At 72.6% G+C, this 25,916-nt stretch carries 29 protein-coding genes and 2 tRNA genes; 16 read left to right on the top strand and 15 right to left on the bottom strand.

The window, feature by feature from the left end; all coding sequences use genetic code 11:
• Positions 1 to 22: 22 nt before the first annotated feature.
• From EXE44_RS03965 to EXE44_RS03945, 5 genes are all read right to left on the bottom strand, one after another.
• Positions 23 to 1,915 (bottom strand): DEAD/DEAH box helicase, encoded by a 1,893-nt coding sequence (locus EXE44_RS03965; RefSeq protein WP_137716050.1) that lies wholly within the window; start codon positions 1,913 to 1,915, stop codon positions 23 to 25.
• Positions 1,916 to 2,279: 364 nt separating this feature from the next.
• Entirely contained in the window at positions 2,280 to 3,029 is a 750-nt protein-coding gene (locus EXE44_RS03960) for a hypothetical protein (protein WP_137716049.1), read from the bottom strand.
• 33 nt (positions 3,030 to 3,062) lie between these two features.
• Positions 3,063 to 3,767, bottom strand: coding sequence for a thermonuclease family protein (locus EXE44_RS03955; RefSeq protein ID WP_137716048.1), 705 nt, complete (start codon positions 3,765 to 3,767; stop codon positions 3,063 to 3,065).
• 64 nt (positions 3,768 to 3,831) lie between these two features.
• The gene (locus EXE44_RS03950; protein ID WP_137716047.1) at positions 3,832 to 4,488 is read right to left on the bottom strand and encodes a trans-aconitate 2-methyltransferase; all 657 of its coding nucleotides are present in this window, start codon (positions 4,486 to 4,488) and stop codon (positions 3,832 to 3,834) included.
• Positions 4,489 to 4,710: 222 nt separating this feature from the next.
• Positions 4,711 to 4,784, bottom strand: a tRNA-Tyr gene (locus EXE44_RS03945).
• 163 nt (positions 4,785 to 4,947) lie between these two features.
• Here EXE44_RS03945 and EXE44_RS03940 point away from each other — a divergent pair.
• Positions 4,948 to 5,826 carry a hypothetical protein gene (locus EXE44_RS03940; protein ID WP_137716046.1) on the top strand — a complete coding sequence of 293 codons (879 nt, stop codon included), beginning with the start codon at positions 4,948 to 4,950 and terminating at the stop codon, positions 5,824 to 5,826.
• Between the two features lie 114 nt (positions 5,827 to 5,940).
• Positions 5,941 to 6,531: an NAD(P)/FAD-dependent oxidoreductase gene (locus tag EXE44_RS03935; protein ID WP_137716045.1), complete on the top strand. Its 591-nt coding sequence runs from the start codon at positions 5,941 to 5,943 to the stop codon at positions 6,529 to 6,531.
• A 48-nt stretch (positions 6,532 to 6,579) separates the two neighbouring features.
• On the opposite strand, the gene EXE44_RS03930 is transcribed toward EXE44_RS03935, so the two are convergent.
• Together EXE44_RS03930 and EXE44_RS03925 are read right to left on the bottom strand one after the other, a co-directional pair.
• Positions 6,580 to 8,205 carry a succinic semialdehyde dehydrogenase gene (locus tag EXE44_RS03930; RefSeq protein WP_137716044.1) on the bottom strand — a complete coding sequence of 542 codons (1,626 nt, stop codon included), beginning with the start codon at positions 8,203 to 8,205 and terminating at the stop codon, positions 6,580 to 6,582.
• A gap of 76 nt (positions 8,206 to 8,281) precedes the next feature.
• Complete coding sequence (locus tag EXE44_RS03925; protein ID WP_241991788.1) at positions 8,282 to 9,364, bottom strand: AI-2E family transporter; 1,083 nt, start codon at positions 9,362 to 9,364, stop codon at positions 8,282 to 8,284.
• 114 nt (positions 9,365 to 9,478) lie between these two features.
• Between EXE44_RS03925 and EXE44_RS03920 the strand changes: the two genes are divergently transcribed.
• A complete protein-coding gene (locus tag EXE44_RS03920) occupies positions 9,479 to 10,633 on the top strand; it encodes an aminotransferase class I/II-fold pyridoxal phosphate-dependent enzyme (protein ID WP_137716043.1) in 1,155 nt (384 codons plus the stop codon).
• The gene (locus tag EXE44_RS03915) at positions 10,633 to 10,917 is read left to right on the top strand and encodes a hypothetical protein (RefSeq protein ID WP_137716042.1); all 285 of its coding nucleotides are present in this window, start codon (positions 10,633 to 10,635) and stop codon (positions 10,915 to 10,917) included. Before EXE44_RS03920 ends, EXE44_RS03915 begins: the two co-directional genes overlap by 1 nt.
• A gap of 27 nt (positions 10,918 to 10,944) precedes the next feature.
• Here the strand turns inward: EXE44_RS03915 and EXE44_RS03910 are convergent, their stop codons facing one another.
• Complete coding sequence (locus EXE44_RS03910) at positions 10,945 to 11,646, bottom strand: hypothetical protein (protein WP_241991787.1); 702 nt, start codon at positions 11,644 to 11,646, stop codon at positions 10,945 to 10,947.
• Between the two features lie 177 nt (positions 11,647 to 11,823).
• Between EXE44_RS03910 and EXE44_RS03905 the strand changes: the two genes are divergently transcribed.
• Both EXE44_RS03905 and speB read left to right on the top strand, forming a co-directional pair.
• Complete coding sequence (locus tag EXE44_RS03905) at positions 11,824 to 12,201, top strand: translation initiation factor IF-5A (protein ID WP_017344606.1); 378 nt, start codon at positions 11,824 to 11,826, stop codon at positions 12,199 to 12,201.
• Between the two features lie 5 nt (positions 12,202 to 12,206).
• The gene (speB, locus tag EXE44_RS03900) at positions 12,207 to 13,049 is read left to right on the top strand and encodes an agmatinase (RefSeq protein ID WP_137716040.1); all 843 of its coding nucleotides are present in this window, start codon (positions 12,207 to 12,209) and stop codon (positions 13,047 to 13,049) included.
• A gap of 12 nt (positions 13,050 to 13,061) precedes the next feature.
• On the opposite strand, the gene EXE44_RS03895 is transcribed toward speB, so the two are convergent.
• Together EXE44_RS03895 and EXE44_RS03890 are read right to left on the bottom strand one after the other, a co-directional pair.
• Positions 13,062 to 13,313, bottom strand: a complete 252-nt coding sequence (locus EXE44_RS03895; RefSeq protein WP_053772633.1) for a hypothetical protein — start codon at positions 13,311 to 13,313, stop codon at positions 13,062 to 13,064.
• A gap of 96 nt (positions 13,314 to 13,409) precedes the next feature.
• A complete protein-coding gene (locus EXE44_RS03890; protein WP_137716039.1) occupies positions 13,410 to 15,035 on the bottom strand; it encodes an amidohydrolase in 1,626 nt (541 codons plus the stop codon).
• 131 nt (positions 15,036 to 15,166) lie between these two features.
• On the opposite strand from EXE44_RS03890, the gene EXE44_RS03885 reads away from it, so the two are divergent.
• A complete protein-coding gene (locus tag EXE44_RS03885) occupies positions 15,167 to 15,616 on the top strand; it encodes a universal stress protein (RefSeq protein WP_121564175.1) in 450 nt (149 codons plus the stop codon).
• A gap of 51 nt (positions 15,617 to 15,667) precedes the next feature.
• Here EXE44_RS03885 and EXE44_RS03880 read toward each other — a convergent pair whose 3' ends face one another.
• Positions 15,668 to 16,621, bottom strand: coding sequence for an alpha/beta hydrolase (locus EXE44_RS03880; RefSeq protein WP_137716038.1), 954 nt, complete (start codon positions 16,619 to 16,621; stop codon positions 15,668 to 15,670).
• 49 nt (positions 16,622 to 16,670) lie between these two features.
• On the opposite strand from EXE44_RS03880, the gene EXE44_RS03875 reads away from it, so the two are divergent.
• Positions 16,671 to 18,053, top strand: coding sequence for a DEAD/DEAH box helicase family protein (locus EXE44_RS03875; protein WP_137716037.1), 1,383 nt, complete (start codon positions 16,671 to 16,673; stop codon positions 18,051 to 18,053).
• 419 nt (positions 18,054 to 18,472) lie between these two features.
• Here EXE44_RS03875 and udk read toward each other — a convergent pair whose 3' ends face one another.
• On the bottom strand, positions 18,473 to 19,171 hold the full coding sequence (gene udk / locus EXE44_RS03870; protein WP_121564167.1) for a uridine kinase: 699 nt from the start codon (positions 19,169 to 19,171) through the stop codon (positions 18,473 to 18,475).
• A 200-nt stretch (positions 19,172 to 19,371) separates the two neighbouring features.
• On the opposite strand from udk, the gene EXE44_RS03865 reads away from it, so the two are divergent.
• The 4 genes from EXE44_RS03865 (at position 19,372) to EXE44_RS03850 (ending at position 21,147) form a co-directional block, all read left to right on the top strand.
• The gene (locus EXE44_RS03865) at positions 19,372 to 20,094 is read left to right on the top strand and encodes a cyclic nucleotide-binding/CBS domain-containing protein (protein ID WP_137716036.1); all 723 of its coding nucleotides are present in this window, start codon (positions 19,372 to 19,374) and stop codon (positions 20,092 to 20,094) included.
• Between the two features lie 66 nt (positions 20,095 to 20,160).
• Positions 20,161 to 20,748, top strand: coding sequence for a GNAT family N-acetyltransferase (locus EXE44_RS03860; protein ID WP_137716035.1), 588 nt, complete (start codon positions 20,161 to 20,163; stop codon positions 20,746 to 20,748).
• Positions 20,749 to 20,809: 61 nt separating this feature from the next.
• A tRNA-Thr gene (locus EXE44_RS03855) sits at positions 20,810 to 20,883 on the top strand.
• Positions 20,884 to 20,943: 60 nt separating this feature from the next.
• Positions 20,944 to 21,147, top strand: a complete 204-nt coding sequence (locus tag EXE44_RS03850; RefSeq protein WP_053772641.1) for a hypothetical protein — start codon at positions 20,944 to 20,946, stop codon at positions 21,145 to 21,147.
• A gap of 40 nt (positions 21,148 to 21,187) precedes the next feature.
• Here the strand turns inward: EXE44_RS03850 and EXE44_RS03845 are convergent, their stop codons facing one another.
• Together EXE44_RS03845 and EXE44_RS03840 are read right to left on the bottom strand one after the other, a co-directional pair.
• Positions 21,188 to 21,607 carry a universal stress protein gene (locus EXE44_RS03845; RefSeq protein WP_137716034.1) on the bottom strand — a complete coding sequence of 140 codons (420 nt, stop codon included), beginning with the start codon at positions 21,605 to 21,607 and terminating at the stop codon, positions 21,188 to 21,190.
• Positions 21,608 to 21,680: 73 nt separating this feature from the next.
• Positions 21,681 to 22,193, bottom strand: a complete 513-nt coding sequence (locus EXE44_RS03840; RefSeq protein WP_137716033.1) for a CinA family protein — start codon at positions 22,191 to 22,193, stop codon at positions 21,681 to 21,683.
• Positions 22,194 to 22,253: 60 nt separating this feature from the next.
• On the opposite strand from EXE44_RS03840, the gene EXE44_RS03835 reads away from it, so the two are divergent.
• The 4 genes from EXE44_RS03835 (at position 22,254) to EXE44_RS03820 (ending at position 25,175) form a co-directional block, all read left to right on the top strand.
• Positions 22,254 to 22,943 (top strand): bifunctional 2-polyprenyl-6-hydroxyphenol methylase/3-demethylubiquinol 3-O-methyltransferase UbiG, encoded by a 690-nt coding sequence (locus tag EXE44_RS03835; protein WP_137716032.1) that lies wholly within the window; start codon positions 22,254 to 22,256, stop codon positions 22,941 to 22,943.
• Complete coding sequence (locus tag EXE44_RS03830) at positions 22,940 to 23,575, top strand: hypothetical protein (protein ID WP_137716031.1); 636 nt, start codon at positions 22,940 to 22,942, stop codon at positions 23,573 to 23,575. Before EXE44_RS03835 ends, EXE44_RS03830 begins: the two co-directional genes overlap by 4 nt.
• 68 nt (positions 23,576 to 23,643) lie before the next feature.
• Positions 23,644 to 23,922, top strand: a complete 279-nt coding sequence (locus EXE44_RS03825; protein ID WP_137716030.1) for a hypothetical protein — start codon at positions 23,644 to 23,646, stop codon at positions 23,920 to 23,922.
• 71 nt (positions 23,923 to 23,993) lie between these two features.
• Positions 23,994 to 25,175 (top strand): PAS domain S-box protein, encoded by a 1,182-nt coding sequence (locus tag EXE44_RS03820; protein WP_137716029.1) that lies wholly within the window; start codon positions 23,994 to 23,996, stop codon positions 25,173 to 25,175.
• A 42-nt stretch (positions 25,176 to 25,217) separates the two neighbouring features.
• On the opposite strand, the gene EXE44_RS03815 is transcribed toward EXE44_RS03820, so the two are convergent.
• A complete protein-coding gene (locus tag EXE44_RS03815; RefSeq protein ID WP_121564147.1) occupies positions 25,218 to 25,859 on the bottom strand; it encodes a thymidine kinase in 642 nt (213 codons plus the stop codon).
• Between the last annotated feature and the right edge of the window lie 57 nt (positions 25,860 to 25,916).

Below are 25,916 nucleotides of genomic sequence, written 5' to 3'. Positions count from 1 at the left end.
CGACCGGGGGCGGTGCGTCCACTCACTCGGCGACGTTCGTCTCGCGGACGCGGACGCCCTTCCGGCCGAGGTGCCGCATCTGCCGCCGGGCGAACTCCTCCTCGCTCGATCCCCGCGTCGCGAGGACGTAGACGAGCGCGGAGCCGGAGGGGCGCATCGTCCGACCGGCGCGCTGTGAGCCCTGTCGCCGGGACCCCCCGAGCCCGCTCGCGACGACCGCGAGTTCGGCGTTCGGGAGGTCGATCCCCTCGTCGCCGACGCGGGAGACGACGAGCGCGGCGAGGTCGCCGTCGTCGCCTCCCGATCCGTCATCCTCCCGCTCGGCCCGGAACCGGCGGAACAGCTCCGCGCGCTCGTGGTGCGGCGTCTCGCCGCTGACGAACGGGACGCCGAGCGCGTCGGCGATCGCCTCGCCCTGATCGAGGTACTCGACGAAGACGAGCGCCTTCTTGTCGCGGTGGGCGGCGAGCAGGTAGCGGATCTCCTCGACCTTCGCGGGGTTCTCGGCGGCGAGGCGTCTGCGCTCCCGGCCGTCCGCGGCCGCGTACTCGTTGCGGGCCATCTCGTCGCGCCACGGGACGTAACGGATCTCGACCTCGGGCTCCTGGACGAAGCCCGCCTCGAACAGCGCGTCCCAGTCGGCGCCGATCGGCTGCCCGATCAGGGTGTATATCTCCTCCTCGCTGCCGGTCTCGCTGACGGGGGTCGCCGAGAGCCCGAGCCGGTGTTTCGCCTGTAGCTCGGCCGAGCGCGAGAAGACGGGAGCGGTGATGTGATGGGCCTCGTCGAAGCAGATCAGCCCCCACTCGCGGGAGTCGAAGAGGCTGCGGTGGCGGTCCATCCCGGCGATCTGGTAGGTCGCGATCGTGACGGGCCGGACGTCCTTCGTCCCGCCGTGGTAGAGTCCGATGTCGGCGGGATCGACGGTGGAGTGGTCGAGCAGCTCCTCGCGCCACTGCTCGGCGAGCTCGCGCGAGGGGACCAGGATGAGGGTCTCGCCCCCGACCGCGGCGATCGTGGCGATCGCGGCGACGGTCTTCCCGGAGCCCGGCGGCCCGACGTACACCCCGGACTTGCGGTCGAGGAACGTCTCCACCCACGTTTCCTGGTAATCGCGGAGGTCGGTCGTGAGTTCGATCTCGACGGGGTCGCCCGTCTCCAGGTCGCGGTCGTCCTCGACGGGGTAGCCGGCGTCGTAGAGCGCGCGCTTGACCGCCGCGACCGCCGCCTCGTTGACCCACGCCTCCGTGTCCGAGATGGGCGCGCGGAGGTGGTCGTCGTCGAGGTGCTGGTCCGCGACGTTCCCCATCAGGTTCTCCGAGGCGGCTTCGAGGACGACGTACTCGTCCTCGTGGGTGTACAGCCGGAAGCGGTGCGCGCGCCGCCACTGGTCGCGCACCCAGTCTTCGAGGTGGTCGTACCGGCGGGGCAGCACCGAGCGGAGCGCCCCCACGAGCCCGTCGGCGTCGTCGAACGGCGCGGCCCACACGTCCTCCTGTCGGATCCGATAGAGGTACCCGCGGGTCCCCGGTTCGGTGCCGGTGGTGTCGACGAGGTTCGCGAACTGCGAGAGCCGCGCGCGGGTGTATTGCGTGGGCCGGTCGACGACGATCTCGCGGCGCTTCGGGAAGACCACGACGCGCTCGCGGCTCGCCAGCGCGCCCCAGTCGCGCGGGTAGAAGACCACGGGGTCGGCCTCGACGTCCAGCCGGTCCACGTCGCCGCGGTCGACGAGCGCGGCGAGCGCGTCGCGGGCGGCGGCCTGGGTCGTGCCGAGCCGGCGGGCGACCTCGCTCGCGGTCGCGACCGGGCGCTCCTCGGCTTCGAGCGCCTCGTGGAAGCGGTCTATCGAGAGGTCGTCAGCGTCGTTCTCGCTGGAATCGTCGCCGGCGTCGTCGCCGGTGTCGTCGGTCATCATCGCCGCTTCGGCCGCGACGCGGAAATGGATAGCGTCAGCCGACGGGACGAGTCGGCTACTTCATGGAAACTGGGATGGGTTGCCGGCGGGCGATCGACCGGAAACACCTCCAAGGCCCCGGTCGTGAGGCCCGCCCCACACCGCAACCACACCTGGCGCCTCCCCAGCCTCGTCGCTCGCTGCTCGCGGTTTCACCGCTCGCAATCGAGGTGCTCGCTTCGCTCGCACCTCGCACCGCTCGCGACTCCCTCGCACGCGCTCCTCGCGCCCTGCGGTCGCTCGGAGGCGCGCGCCACCGCACGGCTCGGCCGCCCGTGAATCGCGTGAAAATTCGGGTGCCGGTTAGAAACAGTGCTGCCAGCTACCGCCCCGGCGAGCGCTGCCGACACCGCCGCGACGTGATCCCTTCCTTCGAGCGGAACCGACAGCCGCAGTCGGTACAGCGCACGAACGGCTCGCCGGGTTCGGTTTCGAGGCGGTGCTCGCCCACCTCGAAGGGGCGGGTGACGGTCCGGGGGCGGATCCGGTCGGGGATCGGCGTCGCCGCCGACTCGCTCAGCGCGGCCCGCACGGCGATGGTGTCGACGTCGACTCCGTCCCACCGCGGCGCTTCGAGCGCGGCCTCGCGGTCCGCCACCTCGGTCCAGCCGGTGACGACGACCGGTGAGTTCGTCTCGGTGTCGCTCACGACCACGACGAAGCGGACGCCCCCTTCGACGAGGGCGAACCGCCAGCCGTCGGTGCTGTTCCACCGCAGTTGTCCCTCCCGGATCGCGTCGCTCACGGTGCGCGTCGAGACGTACCGACCGGGCTGTTCGAGCCGCTCGCGGAAGTGGTCGGTGAGCGCGTAGAGGGAGGGATCCCGGACCGGCGGGTCCTCCGGCGTCCGGGCGGCGGCCTCCCCGCCGTGCGGCGGGTCGACCGACCGATAGTCCGCGGACCGATCGGTTCGCCCGGCCCGAGCGCGGCGGCGCGCCGGCGACTCCGGCGGGGACCGGGGCCGCGCGTCTGCCTGCCGGCTCGCGGCGGCGGTCGTGGAAGCGGTCCGACGCTCCGTCGATCCGGGCCCGAGGGGCTCCGCGTCCCCCGACCCGCCCTGTCGGGATGCCACTACACCACCGTACCGAGCGCGCTCTTAAGTGTGTTACGCCGACACAGGGGTCGCGGTCGCGTCGGCCTCGAATCCGGGGAGCGTCCGGGGGTCCGCGCCGTCGACCTCGCTCGTCTCGGCGGAGGACTCGGCCTCGTCGAACGCCCAGAGGCCGGCGCCGCGCTCCCTCGCGCCCGCCTCGGCGGCCGCGTACGCGTCGCGCTTCGCGAACTCGGTGTCGTAGAGCCGGGCGTACCCCTCCGTCAGCAGGCGCTCGTTGAAGTCCTCGCCGTCGACGTACAGCACCGCCAGCAGGCGACCGTACCCGCCGCGGCGGTCGCCGCCGGTGACGACCGTGACCGTCTCGCCGGCGAGTTCCGACTCCGCGAACGTCGTGGCCTCGCCGCCCCACGTCGCGAGGTGCGCGCGACCGGCGTCGGTGTCCGGGATCCCCTCGAACTCGCCCGGCGCCGTCGACCCGACGCTCGTCTCGGGCGTGTCGACGCCGAGGAGCCGGACGGTGTCGACCTCGCCGTTCGGGAACTCGACCTCCATCGTGTCGCCGTCGACGACGCGCACGACGGTGCCCGTCCACGCCGTGTCGGCCGGGTCGTCGGGATCGACGCCGTCCGGATCGGCGGGCGGGCTGTCGAGGGCGGTGGGCTGCGAGCCGGAGCCCGTGTCCGGTGCCGGGGCACCGGCGCAGCCGGCCAGCACGAGGAGAACGACGACGGCGATCGACTGCCAGCGAACGCTCATACGCGGTCGTCGCCGGGCGTCGGCAAAAGTCGGGCGGTGACGGCGCCGTCCCCTGCCGCCGGGGTCAGCCCTCGGGCTTGTTCACGATCACGCAGGGGTTCACTCGACCGATCGAACGCCAGTCGTCCTCGTCGACCGCCTTCCAGAAGCTGCGGGGCCTCCGGGAGAGGGTGGCCTCGATGTCCTCGTACGTGAGGAGGTTCTCGCCGTCGAGCACGAGTTCGAATCGCTCGGGATCGGTGTCCGGGTCCTCCCGGTACATTCGCCTGGTGTGCCGGTTCGGGTAGTTGAACACCAGGTGTCCGCCGGGCGCGACGCGGGAGTACAGCGAGTCGAGGGCCGACCGGACGTCCGCGACGTAGTGGAGCGTCGCGATACACGTGACACAGTCGAACCGGCGGTCGACGTCCAACGCCGGGAGCCGCGCCGTCTCGAAGCGCAGGCCGTCGACCTCGCGCTCGGCGGCGATCGATCGGTTCCGCCGAACGACTGACGCCGCCGCGTCGTATCCGTAGAGGTCGGCGTCCGGGTGGCGGTCGGCGGCCTCGAACAGCATGAACGCCGGCCCGCAGCCGACGTCGGCCAGCGACCCGGGGAAGCCGTCGAAGAACCGCTCTAGGCGGTCGACGGTTCGCTCGCCGGCGGCACGCATCTCGTCTAACCCGTCTCGGTCCGTGGCCTCCCAGTGGTCGTCCCAGTCGATCGTCGACGGAAACGACATCCTCGCAGGGTCTATGCGTCGTGGTCAAGGTCAAGCCTTCGGCGATTCGAGCGCCGCGAAAATCTCGGAGGCCGCGTCTCTCCGGGGACTGTCTTAGTCCGCCCTCCTCGAATTGATACGCGCGAGTCTCGCTGCGGTCACCCCGCTGTTCCCCGCTCGCTTCGCTCGCGGGGACGGAATCGAGCCGAGCCACGTTCGGCAACGAATCGACTGGAAAACGAGTCCGCCCTCCCCGAATTGAACGGGGGACAAGTCGATCTACAGTCGACTGCTCTACCAGGCTGAGCTAAGGGCGGTTACCGAAACATAGCCGCCGGATTCGACTTAAGGGTTCCCTTTCAGCGCAGGTGTGATCCGCCGTACCGCGGCGCGGATCGACCGACGCGAACGCCCGCCGGGACCGCGCTCCCGGCACGCTCGCCGCGCGGCAGTTAAGTCGCTCGCGGCGGGAGCGGGGGCATGGCCGACGGCGACGACAGACAGGCGACGTTCGGGTCGGACGGGAGCCTCGAAACCGAGACGACGCCGGACGCGACGGGCGAGAACGACTTCGGCGAGGAGAAGGAGCCGAACGAGACGGACGGCGGGTACAGCCGGTACGTCGTCTCCAGCCTCCTCCAGAAGGCGGTCCGGCGCTCCGACGAGGAGGTCGCGGCGTGGGCGGCCTGGGAGCTTTCCCGCTCCGGATACGCCTGGAACCTCTGGGACCGCCTCAACCTCTACGTCGTCGAGGACCTCCGCGCGGGCGACGAGGTCGCGCTCCTGATCGACCGCTACGAGGAGCTCGCCACCGAGCGCTGGGAGCCGGACGCGTGGAAGGGTCGCCTCTGTGCGGTCCACGCCGCGCTCGCGGCCGCCCGCGCCCGCTCGACCCGCGAGGCGTCGAACGCGGACGCCTACTTCTCCGCCGTCGCCGAGGTCCGCGCCGAGGCCCGCGAGCGCGGCGAGGAGCCGGCCCACGACTTCCCGGTCGGCGACCTCGAACCGGAGGGGAAGTTCGACGCCGTCTTCGACGGCCACACCGGAGAGGGGTCGAAGCGCGGGCGCGGTACGCGCTTCTTCAAGACCCACGGCGCCCGCGTCGGGCCGGAGGGCGAGGACGATCAGAGCGCGCGCTGGCAGCGCCTCGCGATGATCCTCGACGAGGACACCGAATACGACGCCGACGAACTCGACCGCGCCGTCGAACCGGTCGACCCGGACGACCCGTGGGGTGTGCCCGGCGGGGAGAGCGAGGGAGCGGACGACAGCCGGGAGGGCGACCGAGACGACGGTCGGGAGGGCGACGACGGTGATGACGACGCTCCCGACGGTTCGCTCGGTGATTTCGGGGCGTAGACCGTCCGGGTCGCTGGGGGCGGCGCGTCGACGCCGCGACCGCTCCGTTTCGGCCCGCCGCGTCGATCCCCGCTTCCGTCAACCCTTATGCCCGGGCGCGGTGATATAGCGACCATGTCAGATGTCGTAATCGTCGGCGGCGGCCCCGCCGGGCTGAGCGCCGGACTGTTCGCGAGCAAGAACGGCCTCGACACCGTCCTCTTCGACACGGACGGGACGTGGATGCACAAGGCGCACCTGTTCAACTACCTCGGCGTGGGCTCGGTCGGCGGCAGCGAGTTCATGGCGACCGCGCGCCAGCAGGTCGACGACTTCGGCGTCGACCGCCACCAGGGCGAGGAGGTCACCGGCGTCGAGTCGACCGACGACGGCTTCGCCGTGACGACCGAGGAGGACGAGTACGAGGCCGACTACGTCGTCCTCGCGACGGGCGCGAACCGCGACCTCGCGGAGGAGCTGGGCTGCGAGTTCGACGACGACGACACCGTCAGCGTCGGCGTCTCGATGGAGACCAGCGTCGAGGGCGCCTACGCGACGGGGGCGATGGCCCGCGCCGAGGAGTGGCAGGCGGTCATCTCCGCGGGCGACGGCGCGGCCGCCGCGCTCAACATCCTCTCGAACGAGAAGGGCGAGCACTACCACGACTTCGACGTGCCGGACACCGCGGCCTCCGTGTTCGGCGACCTGATCGACGACGGGGAGTGAGGCGGCGGCCGGCGCCTCGGGCCCGGGTCCTCGGCTCGATACGCTCCGTCAGCGGCGCGAGAAGCGCCGTCTGACCGCGTCGACCACGCGGCTCGCTCGCCGCCCGACCCCCATCGCCGCGAACGCGCCGCGGACGAACCAGTCGGTCGGGATCCGGTCCGGAAACGTCAGCGGGCCGACCCGCGAGACGCCCACCGTCCGCGTCTCCGTGTATCGCCGGATCCCCTCCGGCCCGTGTCGACGGCCGAGCCCGGAGTCGCCGAACCCGCCCATCGGCGCGTCGACCGCGCCCCACGTGGCGAGGAACGCGTCGTTGACGTTCACCGTGCCGCAGTCGATCTCCCGGGCGATCTCGGCGCCGCGCTCGCGGTCCCCGGTCCAGACGCTCGCGTTGAGCCCGTAGGGAGAGTCGTTCGCGGCCGCTATCGCCGCGTCGGCGTCCGAGACAGGCGTCACCGCGGCGACGGGCCCGAACGTCTCCTCGCAGGCGACGGTCGCGTCGGGCTCGACGCCGGTCAAGACGGTGGGCTCGTAGCAGTAGGGCCCGACGTCCGGCCGCGCGCGGCCGCCGGTCTCGACGGTGGCGCCGCGCTCGCGGGCGTCCTCGACGTGCGACTCGACCCGGGCCAGCTGGTCGTCGTCGACGAGCGACCCGAGGTCGGCGTCGTAGTCGTACCCCGTCCCGAGCGTTACCGCCTCGGTCTCGCGGACGAACGCGTCGAGGAAGGCGTCGTACGCGGACTCGACGACGTAGATCCGCTCGGCGGAGAGGCAGAGCTGGCCCGCGTTCGAGAAGCAGGCCTGGACCGCGCCGCGGGCCGCCTCGTCGACGTTGGCGTCGCCGAGGACGACGAGCGGGTTGTTGCCGCCGAGCTCCAGCGAGCAGCCGATCAGGTTCCGGCCCGCGCGCTCCGCGATGACCCGGCCGGTGGCCGTGCTGCCGGTGAACGCGACGTAGTCGACCGCGTCGATCAGCGGCGGCCCGACCTCCGGCCCCTCGCCGGTGACCACCTGGAACAGGTCCGCCGGGAGGCCGGCGACCTCCAGCAGTTCGGAGAGCAGCAGGGCCCCGAACGGCGTCTTCTCGTCGGGCTTGAGCACGACCGCGTTGCCGGCGGCCAAGGCGGGGATCGCGTCCGCCATCGAGAGGGTGAGCGGGTAGTTCCACGGCGAGATGACCCCGACGACGCCGACCGGCTCGCGGGTAACCGTCGCGGTCGTGATCCCGGGCGCGACCCCCCGCCGGCGCTCCTCGGCGAGCGCGTCCGGCGCCTCGCTCGCGACGTACGCGCAGCCGGTCGGCACGTCGAACAGCTCCTCGACGGCGGTGCGCCGGGACTTGCCCGTCTCCAACTGGAGCAGGTCGAGCAGCTCCTCGCGGCGGTCCGCGACGAGGTCGCCGAACCGGTCGACGACCCGGGCGCGCTCCGCCGCGGGCGTCTCGGCCCACTCGGCCTGCGCGTCCCGCGCGCGGTCGACGGCGGCCGCCACGTCGTCCGCGTCGCAGGCCGGCACGCGCCCGATCCGCTCGCCGGTCGCCGGGGCGAACACGTCGATGGCGTCGTCGCCGTCCGCCGGCCGCGAGCGGGCCACGCGCTCGGGGAGGTCGTCGAGGCGTCGCGCAGCGAGCGTCGGGGCGTCACCGACCGCGGTGGGGAGATCCGTCGGGGGCATCGGATACCGTGACGACGGTCGGCGGAGGGAAAGCGGTACCGGCGGCGGAGAGGGGGGGTCGTGGATCGGGCGCCGGTCAGTCCGACGAGTCCTCGCGCCCCTCGACGGAGGGGGCCTCGGGCGCGGCGGACCCGGATTCGTGAGCGACGGAGCCGGGTTCGTGCGCGGCGGACCCCGACTCGGCGCCGTGTTCGGTGAGCATGTCGATCACCTCGAGCAGCAGCGAGACGACGAGGGGGCCGACGATGACCCCCACCGCGCCGAGCGTGAGGATGCCGCCGACGAACCCGACGAAGTACAGCCCCGGCGATATCTTCCCGGTCCACCCGGCGAGCCGCGTCCGGATCACCGCGTCGGGGACGAAGGCAACGACGACGAGGCCGATCACCAGCACGGCGATCGCTCGCCCGGGCTGGCCGACGAGGACGTCGCCGGCGCCGAGGGCGACGATGAGGACGCTCGGCCCGACGACTGGGATGAACTGGAGGACGCCGGCGATCACGGCCAACAGGACCGGCGAGCCGTAGCCGAGGACGCGGAACACCACGAGCGCGAGGACGAACGTTCCGGCCGCGGTCGCCGCCTGAAGGACGTAGATCGAGTACAGCGTCCGCCGGGTCCGCTCGTGGAGCCGAGTCGGGATGTCGTGGTACTCGGGCGGTAGGACGCCGAAGACGGCGGTGCCGACGGCTCCCGGCCGGTAGAGGATGCCGTACACGAGGAAGGTGAACACGACGAGTTCCAAGACGAGCACGGGCGCCGCGCCCGCGAGCGCGAGCGCGACGTCCCGCACGAACCCCTCGGCGGCCGCGACGAACGGCGCGATGTCGACGACCGTCTCGAACCCGCCGACGCTGATCGGGACGGCGTCCGGGATCCGTTCGAGGAGGTCGATCAGCTGCGACCGCCGGCGGTAGAGAGCGTACAGGAGCGGCGCCACGAGGAGCACGGCGCCGGCGAACGCGACCGCGGTGGCGGCGGCGCACGCGATCCGGCGCGAGAGCCCGCGACCGACGAGCCGCTGTCGGAGGGGGTAGAGGACGTACGCGACGGTGACCGCGAACACGACCGTTCGCAGCACCTCCGCCAGCACGGCCGCCGCGAGCGTCGCGAGCGCGACGAGCAGCGCGCCCAACAGCCGCTGCCGGTTGAGAACCATGTCGCCCTGTCGCGATCGGCGAGGAAAGTCGTTGCGGTGATCGCGGCCCGACTCGGAGCGAGGGCGGGCACCCGAGACCACAGCACCTAACCTCGCGCCTCCCCGAGTACGCCCATGCGCATCGACCCGTTCGGCCTCGAACGCTGGTTCGCGGAGCACGAACACGAGGCCGACATCATGCTGGCCGAAAGCGGCATCCGGTCGCTCGACGCGAGTCGGTTCGACCTCGACCCGGGGAAGCTCGGCTACGTCATCCCGACGAACGGCGACCCCGAGTTCCGGGCGTCCGTCGGCGACCGCTACGACCGGTCCGCCGACGAGGTCCTCTTCACGTGCGGCACCCAAGAGGCGAACTTCCTGACGTTCCTCTCGCTGCTCGGCGACGAGGCCGCCGTCGACGGGGAGGGCGGGGAGACCGGCGTCGGCTCCGGCACCCACGCGGTCGTCGTCACGCCGACGTACCAGGCGCTCCACGCCGTCCCCGACGCCTTCGGCGAGGTGACGCGCGTCGAGCTGGAGCCGCCCGAGTGGGAGCTGGACCCCGACGCGGTCGCCGACGCGGCCCGCGACGACACCGCCGTGATCGTCGTGAACAACCCGAACAACCCGACCGGGCGGTACCACGACGAGGCCGCGATGCGGGCGGTGTACGACGTGGCGGTCGAGCGCGACGCCTACCTGCTCTGCGACGAGGTGTATCGCCTGCTCGCCGAGGACCCGCAGCCGCCGGTCGCGAGCTACGGCGCGCACGGGATCTCGACCACGAGCCTCACGAAGGCGTACGGGCTCGCCGGGCTGCGGTTCGGCTGGGTCGCCGGCCCGGAGCCCGTCGTCGAGCGCGCGTGGCAGTGGAAGGACTACACGACCATCTCGCCGAGCCTGTTCGGCCAACACGTCGCGAAGCAGGCGCTCGGCGCGCGCGAGGACCGCATCCTGGCCGAGAACCGCGAGCTGGCGGCGGACCACCGCGACCGCGTCGCGAACTGGGTCGACGAGCACGGCCTCGACTGGCTCGATCCGGTCGGCGTCAACGCGTTCGTGACGGTCCCCGACGGCTTCGAGGACGCGGAGGCGTTCTGCCGGACGGTCGTCGAGGAGGCGAGCGTCGTCCTCGCGCCCGGGAACCTGTTCGGCTTCCCGGGCCGGTTCCGGATCGGATTCGGGCTGCCGACCGAGGAGCTGGAAGACGGGCTCGACCGCGTGAGCCGCGTGATCGAGGCGCACGCGGCGGCGTCCGACGCGGCCGCGACGAGCGGGGGTGACGCCTGATGGGCCTGCTCGGCGACCTCAAGGACGACGTGGTCGAGTTCGTCCGCGACCCGACCGACGAGCAGAAGATCCTGGTGACCGCGGCCGTCGCCATCGCGATCGCGGACCGCGCACTCTACTTCGTCAACTTCCCGTTCGTCGTGCGGACGACGGCCGCGGTCGGCGTCGGCTTCATCGTCATGTTCCTCGTCAGCTACCTGTACACGGGACAACTCGTCCCGCCGGACGGGAACGTCGACGACGACGAGGAGCCGGAGGAGTACGTCGACGAGCTCGACCCGTAGACCGCTTTTTTCCGCGATCGGGGCACCCTACGTCGCCGCGGCCGACGCCGCCGCCGCGCCGCCGGCCGCGGCCGCCCCGCTCCCGTTCGCGTAGTTCACCGCGTCGCCCCAGTCGACCGGAGGGACGCCGGGGTCGCCGTCGTCGCCGGCCTCGACGTCGCTCCGGAGGTCGCGGTGGTCGTAGTCCGGGTCGCGGAGCCGCTCCGCGAGGCCGGGCGTCACGGCGACGCGTTTCACCGTCCGGCCGACGTCGCCGATCGACCCGTCGTCGAGGCCGAACTCCACGTCGTAGCCGCGCACGTGGGCGTCGTCGAACTCGTCGTGGAGCGCCGCGGCGGCGCGGGCGGCGTGGCGGTAGACGCCGTCTTTCCCGGGATCGGCCGTCGCGAGCGGGACCCTGACCACGGGGACGTACACCGGGTCGCCGTCGTCGTGTTCGGCGACCTCGTGGAGCCCGGTGGACGAGGGGACATCGGCGTCCTCGCGGACCGGCGCGTCGGTCGGGGAGGGGAGGTCGTTGCCGAGCGCGTCGGCGACGCGGTCAACACGGTCGTCGCCCGAGCGGTATACCAATACGATGATGCCGCCGAGGATCATCAGGCCGCCGCCCACGAACGCGCCGGCGAGGGCGAGCCTCCCGGCGGTCAGCGGGAGGGCGGCCGGGACGCCGGACGGGGCGGCGCCGAGCGCGGCGACCGGAATCGAGGCATCGAGCGGAGGGGAAGCCATCGGAGACACGACCGACGATCCCGGCGGATTCGGTTTGAGTGTTTCCCCGAAAAGGGTCCGTCGCGCCCGGCGACCGGTCCCGGCGCTCCGCACCGTGAGGGCGCGAAGACGCCGCTCCGACGGGCGTCCCGGCGGCGTTCCAAACCGTTTATACCCGCCCCGCGGGAATTGGCGTTCATGCCGCGAGAGCAGAAGCAGGTTCGCGAACTCCAGGAGGGCAGCTACGTGATGATGGACGACGCGCCCTGTAAGATCAACCACTACAGCACCGCCAAACCCGGAAAACACGGCAGCGCGAAGGCACGCGTCGAGGGGAAGGGCGTCTTCGACGACAAGAAGCGCTCGCTCTCGCAGCCGGTCGACGCGAAGGTGTGGGTCCCGATCATCGAGCGCAAGCAGGGGCAGGTCGTCAACGTCAGCGGTGACGAGGTCCAGGTGATGGACTTAGACACCTACGACACGTTCACGATGCGCATCCCCGAGGGCGAGGACTTCACCTCGGACGACAACATCGAGTACCTCGACTACGAGGGCCAACGGAAGATCATCGGGTAGTCGGCATGTTCCCCGGGGCGACGACCGACCGCGAAGCTGCTTCCCACGTGGTCGTCGGCGCTCCGCTCGACGCCACGACCACTTTTCAGCCGGGCGCCCGGTTCGGACCGGACCGGGTCCGGCGATTCGCAGAGACGTACGACGACTACGACCGCCGCACCGACAGCCGCTTCTCCGCGCTCGGCGTCCACGACGCCGGCGACGTGCGTCCCTGGGACGACGTGCCGGCGTACCTCGACCACCTCGCCGCCGAGCTGCGGAGCGTCGTCTACGACGGCGCCGTCCCCCTCCTCCTCGGCGGCGAGCACACGGTCACCTACGCCGGCGTCGACGCGGTGGAACCCGACGCGCTCGTCGTCGTCGACGCGCACCTCGACCTCCGCGAGGCGTACGACGGGAACCCGTGGAACCACGCCTGCGTCACCCGCCGGTGCCTCGACGACCTCGGCGTCGACCGCGCGGTGATCGTCGGCGCCCGGACCGGCTCCGAGGCGGAGTGGGACCGCGCGGCCGAGGCCGACGTGGAGGTCGTCGCGCCCGCGGACGCCCGCGACTGGCTCGACGCCCTCGACGGCGACACCTTCGCGGACGAGTCCGTCTACTGCTCCGTCGACGTCGACGGGCTCGACCCGGGGTACGCCCCCGGAACCGGGACGATGGAGCCGTTCGGCTTAGAGCCCCGAGAGGTCCGGGACCTCGTGCGCGCCGTCGCACCGGCCGCCGACGGGTTCGACGTCGTCGAGGTGAACGACCGCGACGACGGGCAGGCGGCGGCGGTCGCGGGCAAGCTGCTGCGGGAGTTCGTCTTCGCGCACGCGGCGGCCCGCGACGACGAGCCGAGCGAGTGACGGACGAGAGCGTTACGAGACCTCCGAGAGGCGTTTCCGCGCGGCGGTCACCGCCTCCATGGCGTCGATCCACTCGCGGGGGTCGGTACACCAGATGCGGTCGCCTTCGACGCTGACACAGAAGACGGACTCCCCGGATGGAGCGAGCGTGACGCGGTCGACGTCGGGGCGGTCGCCGAGGTACGCGTCGATGAGCCGTCGGGCGGTCTCCGCCTCCGACCGGAGGCGGTTCCCCTCGGCGTACTCGATGGCTATCTCTGCCATGCTGCCGCGTTAGAACTACACGATTAATAACTACTGTTTTCTGGCAGCGATTGCGGGTTTCACGGTCCGTCCGTCGAAACGCTCCTCGCCGCCGCCTCACCGGTCGTCGAACACGACCTCGCCGTCGACGACCGTCAGGGCGACGTCGATGTCGTCGATAGCGTCGGACGCCTCCCACGGCGAGTCGTCGAGCGCGACGAGGTCGGCCCGCTTCCCGGGTTCGATCGTCCCGAGTCGGTCCTCGTCGAACCCGGCGTAGGCGGCGCCGCTCGTGTACGCGCGCAGCGCCTCGGTGACCGTGAGCCGCTGGGCCTCTGCCGGGGCGGTGACCGCGTGGTGGACGCCGACGAGCGGGTCCATCGGCATCCCGTCGGAGCCGAAGGCGAGCTCGACCCCCGCGTCGAGCATGTCGCGGTAGCGGTTCGTCTCTGCGGTGCGCTCGGAGCCCAGTCGCTTCTCGTAGAGGCCGCCCTCGCCCGCCCACTTCAGGAAGTTCGGCTGGACGCTCGCGACGACGCCGGTCGCCGCGAGGCGCTCGATCGCGTCGTCGTCGGCCAGTTCGACGTGTTCGATCCGGTGGCGCGCCTCGCCCGCGTCGGTCCGCGAGGCGTCCTCGTAGGCGTCGAGCACGGCGTCGACCGCCTCGTCGCCGATGGCGTGGGCGGTGAACTGGAGGCCCGCCTCGGTCGCGGCCGCGACCGTCTCGTCCAGCTCCTCGGGGTCGACGACCCACTGCCCGGTCTCGTCGGGCGCGTCCGCGTACGGCGCCGAGAGGCGGGCCGTCCGGCCGCCGAAGCTCCCGTCCGTGTACGACTTGATCGCGCCGGTCTCGACGAACTCGCTCCCGGCGTTCGTGGCGAGGCCGACCTCCCGCACCGCGTCGAGGTGGTCGCTCCAGTAGTTGATCCGGACGCGGGCGGTGAGCTCGCCGGCCGCGTCGAGGTCGCGGTAGACCCGCGGGGCGTGCGAGTCCCGGACCATGTCGTGGAAGCCGGTGATCCCGCGCTCGGCGCACTGGTCGAGCGCGGCCTCGACGACGGCGCGCGTCTCCTCGCGGTCCGGCTCGACCGCCCGGTAGATCGGGTCGATGGCGGCCTCGAGGAGGACCCCGGTCGGCTCGCCGTCCTCGGTCGGCACCGTCCCGTCGGGCGCGTCGGCGAGCGCGTCCGCGAACCGGTCGAGCGCGACGCCGTTGACCGCCGCGACGTGCATGTCCTCGCGGAACGCCGCGACCGGGCGCTCGGTCGAGACGCGGTCGAGGTCCGCGCGGGTCAGGTAGCGCGACTCGTCCCACGTCGACTCGTCATAGCCGTAGCCCAGCACCCACTCGCCGGTCCCGTCGCCGTCGCTCGCCGCGTCGCCCCCGCCGGCCGACTCGCCGCCGCTCGCCTCCCGTTCCACTTCCGCCGCGCGCTCCGCGAGCAGGTCGACGGCCGCCCCGGGGGAGTCGGCCGCGGAGAGGTCCGCGTGGACGAGGTACCGCCCCACGGTCGTCAGGTGGGTGTGCGCGTCGACGAACCCGGGGAGGAGCACGCGCCCGCCGAGGTCGACCACGTCGGTGTCGACGCCCGCGAGCAGCTCCACGTCGTGGGTCCGCCCGGTCCTGACGACCGCACCGTCGCGCACGGCGACGGCCTCCGCGACCTCGTCGCCGCCGTCGTCCGGGTCCGCGAGCGTGTGTACCTCCCCGTTCACGAAGATCCGGTCCACGGCCTCTGTCATGGGACTTCGGCGGGCGCACAGCGTGTTAACCGTTCGGGAACCGGTCGGACGGCGGCGCCGGCGGCCCCCGACTGAACCGGCCGTCGAGAACGGGCGACCGATTTATTCGCTCGCCCGTCGAACCGTCGCGTATGTACGACAACGTCCTCCTCCCGACCGACGGCAGCGTCGGCGTCGACCGCGCGACCGACCACGCGATAGACGCCGCCGACCGCTACGACGCGACGCTCCACGTCCTCTACGTGGTCGACAGCGACGTGGTGAACGCCTACTCCGGCGACGAGTTCGTCGACGGCGCCGAGGGCGCCGAGGAGACCCTCGAAGAGAGCGGCCGCGAGGCGCTCGACGCGGTCGCGTCCCGCGCGGACGAGGCCGGCGTCGAGACCGTCACCGCCCTGCGGTACGGCGTCCCCCACGAGGAGATCCTCCGGTACGTCGACGAGGCGGACGTGGACCTCACGGTGATGGGGTCGAAGACGCGCTCCGGCGACTACCGACGGATGCTCGGCTCCGTCACCGAGCGCGTCTCCCGGCAGTCGACCGCGCCCGTGAGCATCGTGAAGACGACCGTCGACGCCTGATCGGAGTCGGCGCCCGGGGCTCGGGAACGCGACCCTGACCCCGCGGCCGCCTCACAACCGTTCTCGCACGTCCTCGGCGACCGCGGACAGCGCCGCCTCCGCGGTCGGCACGCGGTCGGCGAGGCTACAGAACCCGTGCGCCATCGCCGGGTAGTGGCGGTGCTCGACCGCCGTCCCCTCGCGCCCGAACCGCTCCGCGAGCGCGGCGCCGTCGTCGCGCAGGGGGTCGAAGCCGGCGGTGACGACCGTCGCGGGGGGCAGGTCGCCGAGGTGGGCCGCCCGGAGCGGCACCGCGTAGGGGTTCGCGGCGTCGACCGGGCTCCGGAGGTACTGGCCGTAGAACCACCGCATGTCCGCGCGGGTGAGCAGGGGACCGTCGGCGTTCGCCCGGTAGGAGTCCGTCTCGAAGTCGTGGCCGGCGATCGGATAGAGCAGGAACTGGCCGGCGGGGGTCGGCGGCTCGTCGAACTCCCGGGCGCGGAGCGACGCGGCGACCGCGAGCGCGCCGCCCGCGCTGGTCCCCGAGACGCCGATCCGGTCGGGGTCGACGCCGAGCGCGTCGGCCGTCTCCGCGACCCACGCGACGGCGGCGGCCGCCTCGTCGACCGGCACCGGGAAGGGATGCTCCGGGGCAAGGCGGTAGTCGACGGAGACGACGACGGCGTCGGCGCGGACGGCGAGTTCGCGGCAGATACCGTCGACCGAGTCGAGCGTCCCGAGCGTCCACCCGCCCCCGTGGAAGTGGACGAGGGCGCGGCTCGGCTCGCCGTCGGCCGCGTCGAGCGCGGCCTCCGGCCGGTACACCCGCACCGGCACCTCGCCGTGCGGGCCGTCGAAGGCGAGATCGCGCACTTCGGCCACGGGCGGCTCGGGCGGCCCGGAGAACAGGTCGTCCTCGAGGTCGCGGGCGGCCGCGACGGAGAGGTCGCTCCACGCGGGCAGGCCCAGCGACTCGATCTCGTCGATCGCCGCGGCGAGGTCCGGGTCGAGTTCGTCCGCGCGCATACCGGAGCGAGGCGGTGGGCCTTTGTAAGTCGGTCGGCAACTCCGGGCGATGGACGTCCGGCTGACCTACGAGGACGGCACGATCCGGGTCGACGCGGACGCCGACCTCGCGCCCGACGCGCTCCCGCCGCTCCCGGGGGTCGAGACCGACCCCCGGACCGGGACCGGCCGGGCGCCCGCGCACCGCTACGCCGAACTCCGGCGGGCGCTCCAGGTGGCCGGCGTCTCGGTCGACGACCGCGTCCTCGACGCGAGCGACCGCGCCGCGAGCGAGGCGGGGCTGCCGGACGCGCTCGCGACGGACTACGACCTCCGCGAGTACCAGCGCGAGGCGTTGGACGCCTGGCGCGAGGCGGACGACCGCGGCGTGATCGAACTCCCGACCGGGGCGGGCAAGACCGTGATCGCGGTCCGCGCGATGGTCGACCTGGGCGTCCCGACGCTCGTGGTCGTCCCCACCGTCGACCTCCTCGACCAGTGGCAGCGCGAACTCGAACGGGAGTTCGACGCGCCGATCGGTCGGTTCGGCGGCGGCGAGCAGCGCCGGGAGGCGGTCACGGTGTCGACGTACGACTCGGCGTACCTCAAGGCGGACGGCGTCGGCGACGCCTTCGAGTTCGTCGTCTTCGACGAGGTCCACCACCTCGGCGGCGAGGGGTACCGCGACGCCGCCCGCCTCCTCGCCGCGCCGGCGCGGCTCGGCCTCACCGCCACCTTCGAGCGCCCGGACGGCGCCCACGAGGTCGTCGCCGACCTAGTCGGCGACCGCGTCTACGCGCTCGACGTGGACGACCTGGCGGGCGACCACCTCGCGCCCTACGACATCCGGCGGATCGAGGTGGAGATGACGGCGGAAGAGCGCGAGCGATACGACGAGAGGCAGGGCACCTTCGTCGAGTACGTGCGCGACGCCGGCATCACGTTTTCGAGCGGCAGCGACTACCAGGAGCTCGTCAAGCGCTCGGGCAACGACCCCGCGGCCCGCGAGGCGCTCCTCGCGAAGCAGGACGCCCGCGAGATCATGATGAACGCCGACCGCAAGGTCGAGCGGCTCGGCGAAATCTTAGAGCGCCACCGCGACGACCGCGTCATCGTGTTCACGGCCCACACCGACCTCGTCTACCGCCTCTCCGAGCGCTTCCTCCTGCCCGCGATCACCGCCGAGACGGGCGCGAAGGAGCGCCGCGAGATCTTAGAGCGCTTCCGCGACGGCACCTACAGCCGGGTCGTCGCCGCGAACGTCCTCGACGAGGGGGTCGACGTGCCCGACGCCAACGTGGCGGTCCTGCTCTCCGGCTCGGGCAGCGAGCGCGAGTTCACCCAGCGGCTCGGCCGCGTGCTCCGTCCGAAGGAGGACGGCGGCCGGGCGACGCTCTACGAGCTGGTCAGCGCCGAGACCGCCGAGGAGCGGGTGGCGAGTCGGCGGCGGTGAGCGGGAACGGTCGGGAGTTGGTATTTAAATGCCTGTGAGCGACAACGACAATTCCTTATAAACGACGGTGCGGTGGCGCGTGCCGACGAGCGGCCGGAGGCCGCGAGTCGCACGCGCGAGGGAGTCAGTCGCCGGAGCGAAGCGGAGGCGACTGACGAGGCTGGGGAGGCGTGAGGCTGCGGTCGCGGTGCGGGGCGGGACTCAAAGGGGCAGCCGGGAGGCCGCAGTAGGCGATGTAAGCACCGCAGCGAGCGGAGTGAGCGAGGAGCGCAACGAGCGTATTGCGGCCTCCCGGCTGGGGCTTTTGAGGTGTTCGCCGTCGATCCATAGTCGATTATTTATAAGCGAGAGACGGCAATTGTGGCGATGGTAACCGCAGTTCCGGCATCCGTCCTCAGAGATACGACGTATCGGACCGATTAATCGTCGCCGTCGACGTCGAGCGAGCGCTTCTCGCCGAGCTCCTGTTCGAGGCTGCCGCGCTCCCAACTGCGGACGGCGTCGCCCTCGACCTCGGCGCGGAGCTTCTCCTCTAAGAGGTTCACGGCGACGCTGTTGGCGCCCTCGGGGATGATCACGTCGGCGTGCTTCTTCGACGGCTCGATGAACTGCTCGTGCATCGGCTTCACCGTCGAGAGGTACTGGTCGATGACGCCCTCCAGGTCGCGGCCGCGCTCGATCACGTCCCGGCGGATGCGGCGGAGGATGCGCACGTCGGCGTCGGTCTCGACGAACAGCCGGAGGTCCATCATGTCGTTTATCTCCTCGTCGTACAGCGCGAGGATGCCCTCCAAGACGATCACGTCGGTCGGCTCGACGGTGACGCGCTCGTCTTTCCGGTTGTGGACCTCGAAGTCGTACTGGGGCATCTCGACGGACTGACCCTCCAGCAGGGCTTCGAGGTGGTCCCGCAGCAGCTCCCACTCGAACGCCGAGGGGTGGTCGTAGTTGACCTCCTGACGCTCCTCGAACTCGAGGTGCGAGAGGTCCTCGTAGTAGTTGTCCAGCGGGATCCGGGTGACGCTGTCGCCGAGGTCGCGGGTGACGAGCCGGGAGACCGTCGTCTTCCCGGCGCCCGTCCCGCCCGCGATCCCGATCACGAACGAGGGAATGGCCATATCGCAGTTCGAACGCCGGAGGGTTTGAACGCTCCCTTTCCTCGCCGCGTGCGATCCGAGTCACCGCTGCGCACGCACTGGGGATCGCCGCGCGTCGCACGTCCGGCGCCCGGCGTGTGAACCGATCGCAATGGTACGACCGGCGCGGATTTAACCCTACCGGGGGCACCTTTTAGCCGGTCGGAGCGGATCCCGGTCGTATGCGAACAGACACCACGGTTCGTGACGTGATGCATCGCGAGTTCCTCGGCGTCAGCGAGTCGGACTCGCTCTCGGAGGCGGCCGCCCTGCTGGTCGACGAGGAGACGAACTGCCTGGTCGTCGTGCGCGGGGGCGAGCCGGTCGGACGCCTGGAGTCCCGCGACGCGCTCGACGCGCTGCTGGACGCGACGACCGGCGGGTCGGACGGCGGTCCGGCCCCCGCCGACCTCACCGTCGGCGACGTGATGGGTCCGCCGCTGCCGGCGGTGACGCCCGACGACTCGCTGGCGGCGGTCGAGGAGCGCCTCGTCGCGGAGGGGGCGGACCGCGTCGTCGCCGTCGCGGACGGGGAGGCCGTCGGCGTCGTCACGGACGGCGACGCGCTCGCCGCGGGCGCGCCGCGGACGGGCACCGGCACCGAGGCCTTCGGCGAGGAGCCCGCGGCGGGCGAGCCCGGAGCCAACGGGGCGGTGCTGTCGACCGCGCCCGCCGCGGACGCCGGCGCCGAGCGGCGCGCCGAGGCGACGATGGATCCGGAGGCGGCGGAGCGCACGGCGGTCGCGACGGGGGACGAGACCGCCGACACCGACGGCGGCGCCGACGCGACCGGCGGCGCGAGCGGGGGATCGACCCAGGGCGTCTGCGAGAACTGCGGCGCGCTCGTCCCCGACCTCGTCACCGCGAACGGGCAGGCCGTCTGCCCGAACTGCCGCGAGATCTGAGCCCGCGTCGAGGCGAGCGAGCCGCCGGCCGGCAGCCTCAACACGCCGCGAGCCGAAGGCGTGCGCATGGGCGAGTCGGACGCGCGGGTCGAGCCGGCGACCGCCGACGATGTCGACGCCGTCACCGACATGTGGGTCTCGCTCGCGGCCGGGCAGCGGGAGCACGGCGCCACGCTCCGCGCCGAGGCGAACCGCGCGACCGTCCGCGAGTGGGTCGCGCAGTCGGTCGTCACGGGCGAGCTGTTCGTCGCTCGCGCTCCGTCTCCCGAAGCGGAGACGGAGAGGGGAGGAGACGGTACATCAGATCCGGTCGGCTTCGTCGGCTTCTCGCTCGAACGCGGCGACTACGAGCGCGACGCCGTCCGCGGGACCGTCAGTAACCTCTACGTGGTCCCGGAGCGGCGCGGGGAGGGGATCGGCGCGGCGCTGCTCGACGCGGCGGAGTGCGAGCTCGCCGAGGCCGGCGCCGAACGCGTGGCGCTGGAGGCGCTCGCCGACAACGACCGCGCCCGGGCGTTCTACGCGGCGCGCGGCTACGTCCCGCACCGGGTCGAACTGACGAAGTCGCTGGGGGACTCCGAAGGCGAGCCGCCCGACTCCAAGGCCGAGTCGCATGACGGTGAGGGCGCGGACCCGACCGACGAAAGCGGCTGACTCCGGCCGGGTTCGCGGAAAGCGACACGCACTCATAGGAGGACCGAGTACGGCCGCACGCGCCAGGGGAGCATGGGTGGTTCATGCACTCGACTTGTAATCGAGACTTCCGGGGTTCAAATCCCTGCCCTGGCTTCGACCCCGTCGCGACCCTCCGCGGGCATTTCTTAAGTAGCCCCGACGCCCACGTCGGGTATGGACTCGTCGGACCGCGCGCTGCTCGGCGTGGCCGGGATCGTCGGCGCGCTCGTGGTCGCGATCGCGTTCGCGGGCGGCGTCCTCTTCGGCTTCGGGGAGTCGGCCGCGCGCCCGATCCGACTCCTCGCGGTCGAGCCCCTCACGTGGATCGTGATCGCCGCGCTGGTCGTCGCGGTCGTCGGGAACGCCTACATCGACTGACGGCGGACCGGCGCGCGGACCGCGGCCGAACCTCCCAGACTCACCGCACGACCGTGACCGGTACCGGCGACCGCTGGAACACCGTCTTCGCGACGTTGCCGACGAACAGGCGGTCGGCCAGCGACCCGCTGTGGGTGCCCAACACGACCACGTCGAACTCCTCCGCGCGGTCGATTATCTGCCGCGCGGGGCGGCCCGCCTCCACGGCCGTCTCGACGGTCGCGTCGTACTCGGCCGCGATCTCCCGCGCCCGTTCGAACACCGGCGCGGCGGCCTCGCGGACCCCGTCCTCGCCGTCCTCCGACAGCGCGATCCCCGCGGCCTGTCCCATCATCGGCGACGCGCCGCCGACCACGGTCAGGACGGTGATCTCGGCGTCTGGGTGTCCGTCGAGCGCGTACCGGAGCGCGCGCTCGGAGAGGTCTGAGCCGTCCATCGCCACGAGTACGCGCTCGATCATACCGGCAATACGCGCCGTCACCTGATAAACGCACCTGGTGACCCGAGGGCGGGCGGACGGACCGACTCCGGCCTCACCCGTCGACGTCCTCGACGGTCCGGACGAGGGCGTCGAGCGCCCGCTCGGCGGCGCCCCGCTTCACCGCGTCGCGGTCGCCGTCGATGACGGCCCGCTCGGTCCGGACGAACGACTCCCCGGTGCCCCACGGCGCGGCGTGCGCGACGCCGAAGTGGACGAGCCCCACCGGTTTCTCGTCGGTCCCCCCCGTCGGGCCGGCGATGCCGGTCGTCGCGACCGCCCAGTCCGCGTCCGCCCGGTCGCGGGCGCCCGCCGCCATCTCGCGGACCACCGGTTCGCTCACGGCGCCGTGCGCGTCGAGCGACTCGCGGGAGACGCCGAGCAGTTCGCGCTTGGCGTCGTACGTGTACGTCACGAAGCCGCGGTCGAAGTAGGCGCTCGCGCCCGGGGCGTCCGTCACCCGCGAGCCGACGAGGCCGCCCGTGAGCGACTCCGCGGTCGCGAGCGTCTCGTCGCGGTCGGCGAGGAGCGCGTTCAGGCGCTCGGCGGGGTCCGTCGCGTCGTCCATACGACCCACTCCGGACGAGGCGCCCCTGAGGTTTACGCCCCGGCGCGCCGAACGGCGACCGTGACCGACACCGACTGGGACGAGCGCTTCGCGTCGGGGGAGTACCCCCGCGCGCCGGAGCCGTCCCCCGTGCTTCGCGCCTACGAGCCGTCGCTCCCCGACGGTCGCGCGCTCGACGTCGCCGCCGGCACCGGCCGCAACGCGGTGTTCCTCGCGGACCGCGGCTACGACGTCGACGCGCTGGACGCCTCGGCGGAGGGGCTCCGGATCGTCCGCGAGCGCGCCGCCGAACGCGGCGTCGCCGACCGGATCGAAACGATCGAAGCGGACGCGACGACGCACGAACTCCCGGCGGAGGCGTACGACCTCGTCACGATGAGCTACTTCCACACCCTCGACCGCTTCGCCGACCTCGTCGCGTCGCTCTCGCCCGGCGGGTACCTCTTCGTCGAGGGCCACCTCCGCTCGGCGGAGCCGTCGCTGTCGGGACCGAGCGACGACCGCTACCGCTTCGCGGCGAACGAGTTGCTCCGCGCAGGGCTCGGACTGAGCGTGCGCTACTACGACGAGACGACGACGGAGCGCCCCGGCGACCGCCGCCGCGCGACGGCGCGGCTGCTGGCGCGGAAGTCGACCGGCGGCCGGCAGTCGTATCCGCCGCGCCCCGACGCGCCCGCCCGCTGGCCGGGAGGCGAGCGCGACTCGGCTGGCGCGGACGACGCCGCGGCCGCGGGCGAGAAGGACCCGTGAACGACGGCGACTCCGCGTCGCCCGCGGCCGTCCTCCGGTCGCTCGTGGCACGCGCCGTCGACGCCGACCCCGAGCGCCTCGACGACCGGGTCGACCTCCTCGAACGCGGGCGCGAATCGGCAGACGACGAGGCGACCGAGAGCGGATCACCGAGCGACCGGGCGGTCGGCGGCGACCGCGAGACCCCCGCCCGGCGACTGGCCGACCTCGTCGGCGAGTCCGAGAGCGTCGTCGCCGTCGTCCCGCGGTTCGAGGCCGACCTCGCCCGTCGGCTGAACGCGGCGCTGACGGCGGGAGACGACGGAGCCAACGGCGCGACCGACACCGAACCCGACGCGGTCGCGCCGCGAGAGGCCCGCGTCGTGTTCACCGGCGCCGCGGCCGACCGCCTCGCCGGAGCGACGGGGCCGATGGTCCGGCGCGCGCTCGCCGACCGCGGCGTCGACGCGTACCGCCACGACGGCGACTCGCCGGTGGCGGTGGCGCTCGGCGACGACCGCGCCGTCGTCGGACTGGTCGACGACGCGGGGGTCGCCGCCCTGCTGTGGACGGACGACCCCGCGGTCCGCGAGTGGGCGGGAGCCACCTGCCGTCGCTACCTCGACGCGGCCGAGCGAGTGACCGACGACTGACCGGCCGGGGCAGACCGCACGGGCCGGTCCCCCGGTCCGCTTTTCAGGACCGGCGTCGAAGGACCGGTATGAAAGCGTTACTGCTGTTGGTGGCCGGAATCGGCGGACTGCTCGAAGCCGTCGCCCCGCGGCGCGCCGTCGCGCTCTGGACGCGCGCGCTCTACCGGAACGCCGGCGAGGCGGAGCCGCGCGAGTGGGTGTACGCGGCCGCGAAGGTCGAGGGAACGCTGGTGGCGGCCGGCGCGCTCGTGGGGCTGTTCCGCCTCGCGACCGCGGAGGACGACGGTGCGGAGGGCGGCGACGCGGAGGGTGGCGACGCGGACGGCGGCGACGCGGACGCGGCGTGAGCCGCTAGCCCGCCGGCGGCGCGCGCCGGTCGACCCGAACGTATATTTGACCGGTCGCGGTATGAGTTGTCATGTCGAGGCCCTCCTCGGACGCCCGGTCGGCGGACGCGTCGAGCCTCCGCGTGCTCCACGTCGACGACGACCCGGCCTACCTCGACCTGACCGCGACCTACCTCGAACGGATCGACGAGGCGTTCGCGGTGACCTCCGAGACCGACGTGGACGACGCCTTGGAGACGCTCGACGACGAGGCGATCGACTGCGTCGTCTCCGACTACGACATGCCGGAGGCCGACGGCCTGGAACTCCTCCAGCGGGTCCGCGACCGCGGGATCGAGGTCCCCTTCGTGCTGTTCACCGGGAAGGGGAGCGAGGAGATAGCGAGCGAGGCGATCTCGGCCGGCGCGACGGACTACATCCAGAAGCGCGGCGGGAACGACCAGTACGAGGTGCTGGCCAACCGGGTCCGCAACGCGGTCGACCAGCACCGGTCGCGGGCCGCGCTCGCCGAGAGCGAAGAGCGGCTCTCGCGGTTCATCGAGCAGTCGCCGCTGGGGACGATCGAGTACGACGCCGACTTCCGGATCGTTCGGGCGAACCCCGCCGCGGAGGAGATCCTCGGCTACGACGAGTCGGAGCTCCTCGGCGGGACGTGGCTCCCGTTCGTGCCCGCGTCCGAGCGCCGACACGTCGCCGCGCTCGAACGCGACCTCCTCTCGGACAAGGGCGGGTACCAGAGCGTCAACGAGAACGTCCGCGGCGACGGCGAGCGGATCCGCTGCGCGTGGCACAACCAGGTGGTGACCGACGCCGACGGGGCGGTGATCGGCGTGTTCTCGCAGTTCGAGGACGTGACCGAGGAGACGGCGCGCAAACGCGAGATAGAACGGACGAACGCCGTGCTGTCGACCGCCCTCGACGCGCTCCCCGTGGGGATGCTCGTCGAGGACGCCGACAGGCGGGTGATCCGCGTGAACCAGCGGCTCTTCGACCTGTTCGGCCTCGACGGCGACCCGGAGGACGCCACCGGGCTCGACTGCCGCGAGCTCGCCGCCGACCTGAGCGGGGAGTTCGCCGACCCGGGGGAGTTCGTCGCGCGGATCGAGCGCGTCGTCGACGCCGGGGCCCCGGTGAACGACGAGCGGCTGGCGCTCGCCGACGGGACGGCGCTGATCCGGACGTACCGACCGATCGACCTGCCGGGCGGCGACGGGCACCTCTGGGCCTACCGGCGGGCGAAACGCCCGGAGTGAGGCGGCGGGCCGCGTCGTCGGACGCCGGGGCCGGGACCGGGCTCAGTCGTTCGCGGAGTCGGCCTCAGCGCTCTCGAACGGCCGCTCCTCCTCGGGCCGGTCGCCGGTCAGCAGCACGTGGCAGTCGCGGCACCGCGCCTCGTAGGACTCCTCGGCGCCGACGAGGATCGTCGGGTCGTCGACGTGGGCGGGCTCGCCCTCGATGAGCCGCTGGTTCCGGGAGGCGGGCTCGCCGCAGACTGAGCAGATCGCCTGGAGCTTGTCGACGTACTCGGCGGTCGCCATGAGCTGCGGGAGCGGGTCGAACGGCTCGCCGCGGAACGTCTGGTCGGTGCCGGAGACGATCACGCGGCTGCCGCGGTCCGCGAGCGCGTTACAGACCTCGACGAGCGCGTCCGAGAAGAAGTTCGCCTCGTCGATCGCGACGACCTCGGCCGGGTCGTCGTCGAGGATGTCGAGGGGGCCGTCGCCCTCGTTGTCGACGACGGTCGCCTCCCACTGGCGGCCCGTGTGGCTGCCGATCGTCGCCTCGCCGTAGCGGTCGTCGACCGCGGGCGTGTAGACGGCGACCGACTGCCCGGCGATCTCGGAGCGCCGGAGCCGGCGGAGCAGCTCCTCGGTCTTGCCCGAGAACATCGACCCGGAGATGACCTCGATCCAGCCGGATCGAGTGATGGCGTGCATACCGGATCGGGCCGGAGCCAGCGACAAAACCGTTTCTCTCCCGGCGCGCGGCGCTCG

This window comes from Halorubrum sp. SS7, from assembly GCF_005435055.1.
Taxonomy (GTDB): Archaea; Halobacteriota; Halobacteria; order Halobacteriales; family Haloferacaceae; genus Halorubrum; species Halorubrum salinarum.
Note: the sequence above shows the minus strand (reverse complement) of the source record. Positions and strands in the feature narration are given on the sequence as shown.

Coding starts and splice junctions, on each gene's coding strand:
- speB (WP_137716040.1), top strand. CDS start 12,207: ATGTTCCCCGGGGCGACGACCGACCGCGAAGCTGCTTCCCACGTGGTC.
- EXE44_RS03845 (WP_137716034.1), bottom strand. CDS start 21,607: ATGATCGAGCGCGTACTCGTGGCGATGGACGGCTCAGACCTCTCCGAG.
- EXE44_RS03825 (WP_137716030.1), top strand. CDS start 23,644: ATGAAAGCGTTACTGCTGTTGGTGGCCGGAATCGGCGGACTGCTCGAA.
- EXE44_RS03965 (WP_137716050.1), bottom strand. CDS start 1,915: ATGACCGACGACACCGGCGACGACGCCGGCGACGATTCCAGCGAGAAC.
- EXE44_RS03905 (WP_017344606.1), top strand. CDS start 11,824: ATGCCGCGAGAGCAGAAGCAGGTTCGCGAACTCCAGGAGGGCAGCTAC.
- EXE44_RS03885 (WP_121564175.1), top strand. CDS start 15,167: ATGTACGACAACGTCCTCCTCCCGACCGACGGCAGCGTCGGCGTCGAC.
- EXE44_RS03920 (WP_137716043.1), top strand. CDS start 9,479: ATGCGCATCGACCCGTTCGGCCTCGAACGCTGGTTCGCGGAGCACGAA.
- EXE44_RS03935 (WP_137716045.1), top strand. CDS start 5,941: ATGTCAGATGTCGTAATCGTCGGCGGCGGCCCCGCCGGGCTGAGCGCC.
- EXE44_RS03820 (WP_137716029.1), top strand. CDS start 23,994: ATGTCGAGGCCCTCCTCGGACGCCCGGTCGGCGGACGCGTCGAGCCTC.
- EXE44_RS03915 (WP_137716042.1), top strand. CDS start 10,633: ATGGGCCTGCTCGGCGACCTCAAGGACGACGTGGTCGAGTTCGTCCGC.
- EXE44_RS03925 (WP_241991788.1), bottom strand. CDS start 9,364: ATGGTTCTCAACCGGCAGCGGCTGTTGGGCGCGCTGCTCGTCGCGCTC.
- EXE44_RS03850 (WP_053772641.1), top strand. CDS start 20,944: ATGGACTCGTCGGACCGCGCGCTGCTCGGCGTGGCCGGGATCGTCGGC.
- EXE44_RS03940 (WP_137716046.1), top strand. CDS start 4,948: ATGGCCGACGGCGACGACAGACAGGCGACGTTCGGGTCGGACGGGAGC.
- EXE44_RS03875 (WP_137716037.1), top strand. CDS start 16,671: ATGGACGTCCGGCTGACCTACGAGGACGGCACGATCCGGGTCGACGCG.
- EXE44_RS03955 (WP_137716048.1), bottom strand. CDS start 3,767: ATGAGCGTTCGCTGGCAGTCGATCGCCGTCGTCGTTCTCCTCGTGCTG.
- EXE44_RS03890 (WP_137716039.1), bottom strand. CDS start 15,035: ATGACAGAGGCCGTGGACCGGATCTTCGTGAACGGGGAGGTACACACG.
- EXE44_RS03860 (WP_137716035.1), top strand. CDS start 20,161: ATGGGCGAGTCGGACGCGCGGGTCGAGCCGGCGACCGCCGACGATGTC.
- EXE44_RS03840 (WP_137716033.1), bottom strand. CDS start 22,193: ATGGACGACGCGACGGACCCCGCCGAGCGCCTGAACGCGCTCCTCGCC.
- udk (WP_121564167.1), bottom strand. CDS start 19,171: ATGGCCATTCCCTCGTTCGTGATCGGGATCGCGGGCGGGACGGGCGCC.
- EXE44_RS03815 (WP_121564147.1), bottom strand. CDS start 25,859: ATGCACGCCATCACTCGATCCGGCTGGATCGAGGTCATCTCCGGGTCG.
- EXE44_RS03865 (WP_137716036.1), top strand. CDS start 19,372: ATGCGAACAGACACCACGGTTCGTGACGTGATGCATCGCGAGTTCCTC.
- EXE44_RS03880 (WP_137716038.1), bottom strand. CDS start 16,621: ATGCGCGCGGACGAACTCGACCCGGACCTCGCCGCGGCGATCGACGAG.
- EXE44_RS03895 (WP_053772633.1), bottom strand. CDS start 13,313: ATGGCAGAGATAGCCATCGAGTACGCCGAGGGGAACCGCCTCCGGTCG.
- EXE44_RS03950 (WP_137716047.1), bottom strand. CDS start 4,488: ATGTCGTTTCCGTCGACGATCGACTGGGACGACCACTGGGAGGCCACG.
- EXE44_RS03930 (WP_137716044.1), bottom strand. CDS start 8,205: ATGCCCCCGACGGATCTCCCCACCGCGGTCGGTGACGCCCCGACGCTC.
- EXE44_RS03910 (WP_241991787.1), bottom strand. CDS start 11,646: ATGGCTTCCCCTCCGCTCGATGCCTCGATTCCGGTCGCCGCGCTCGGC.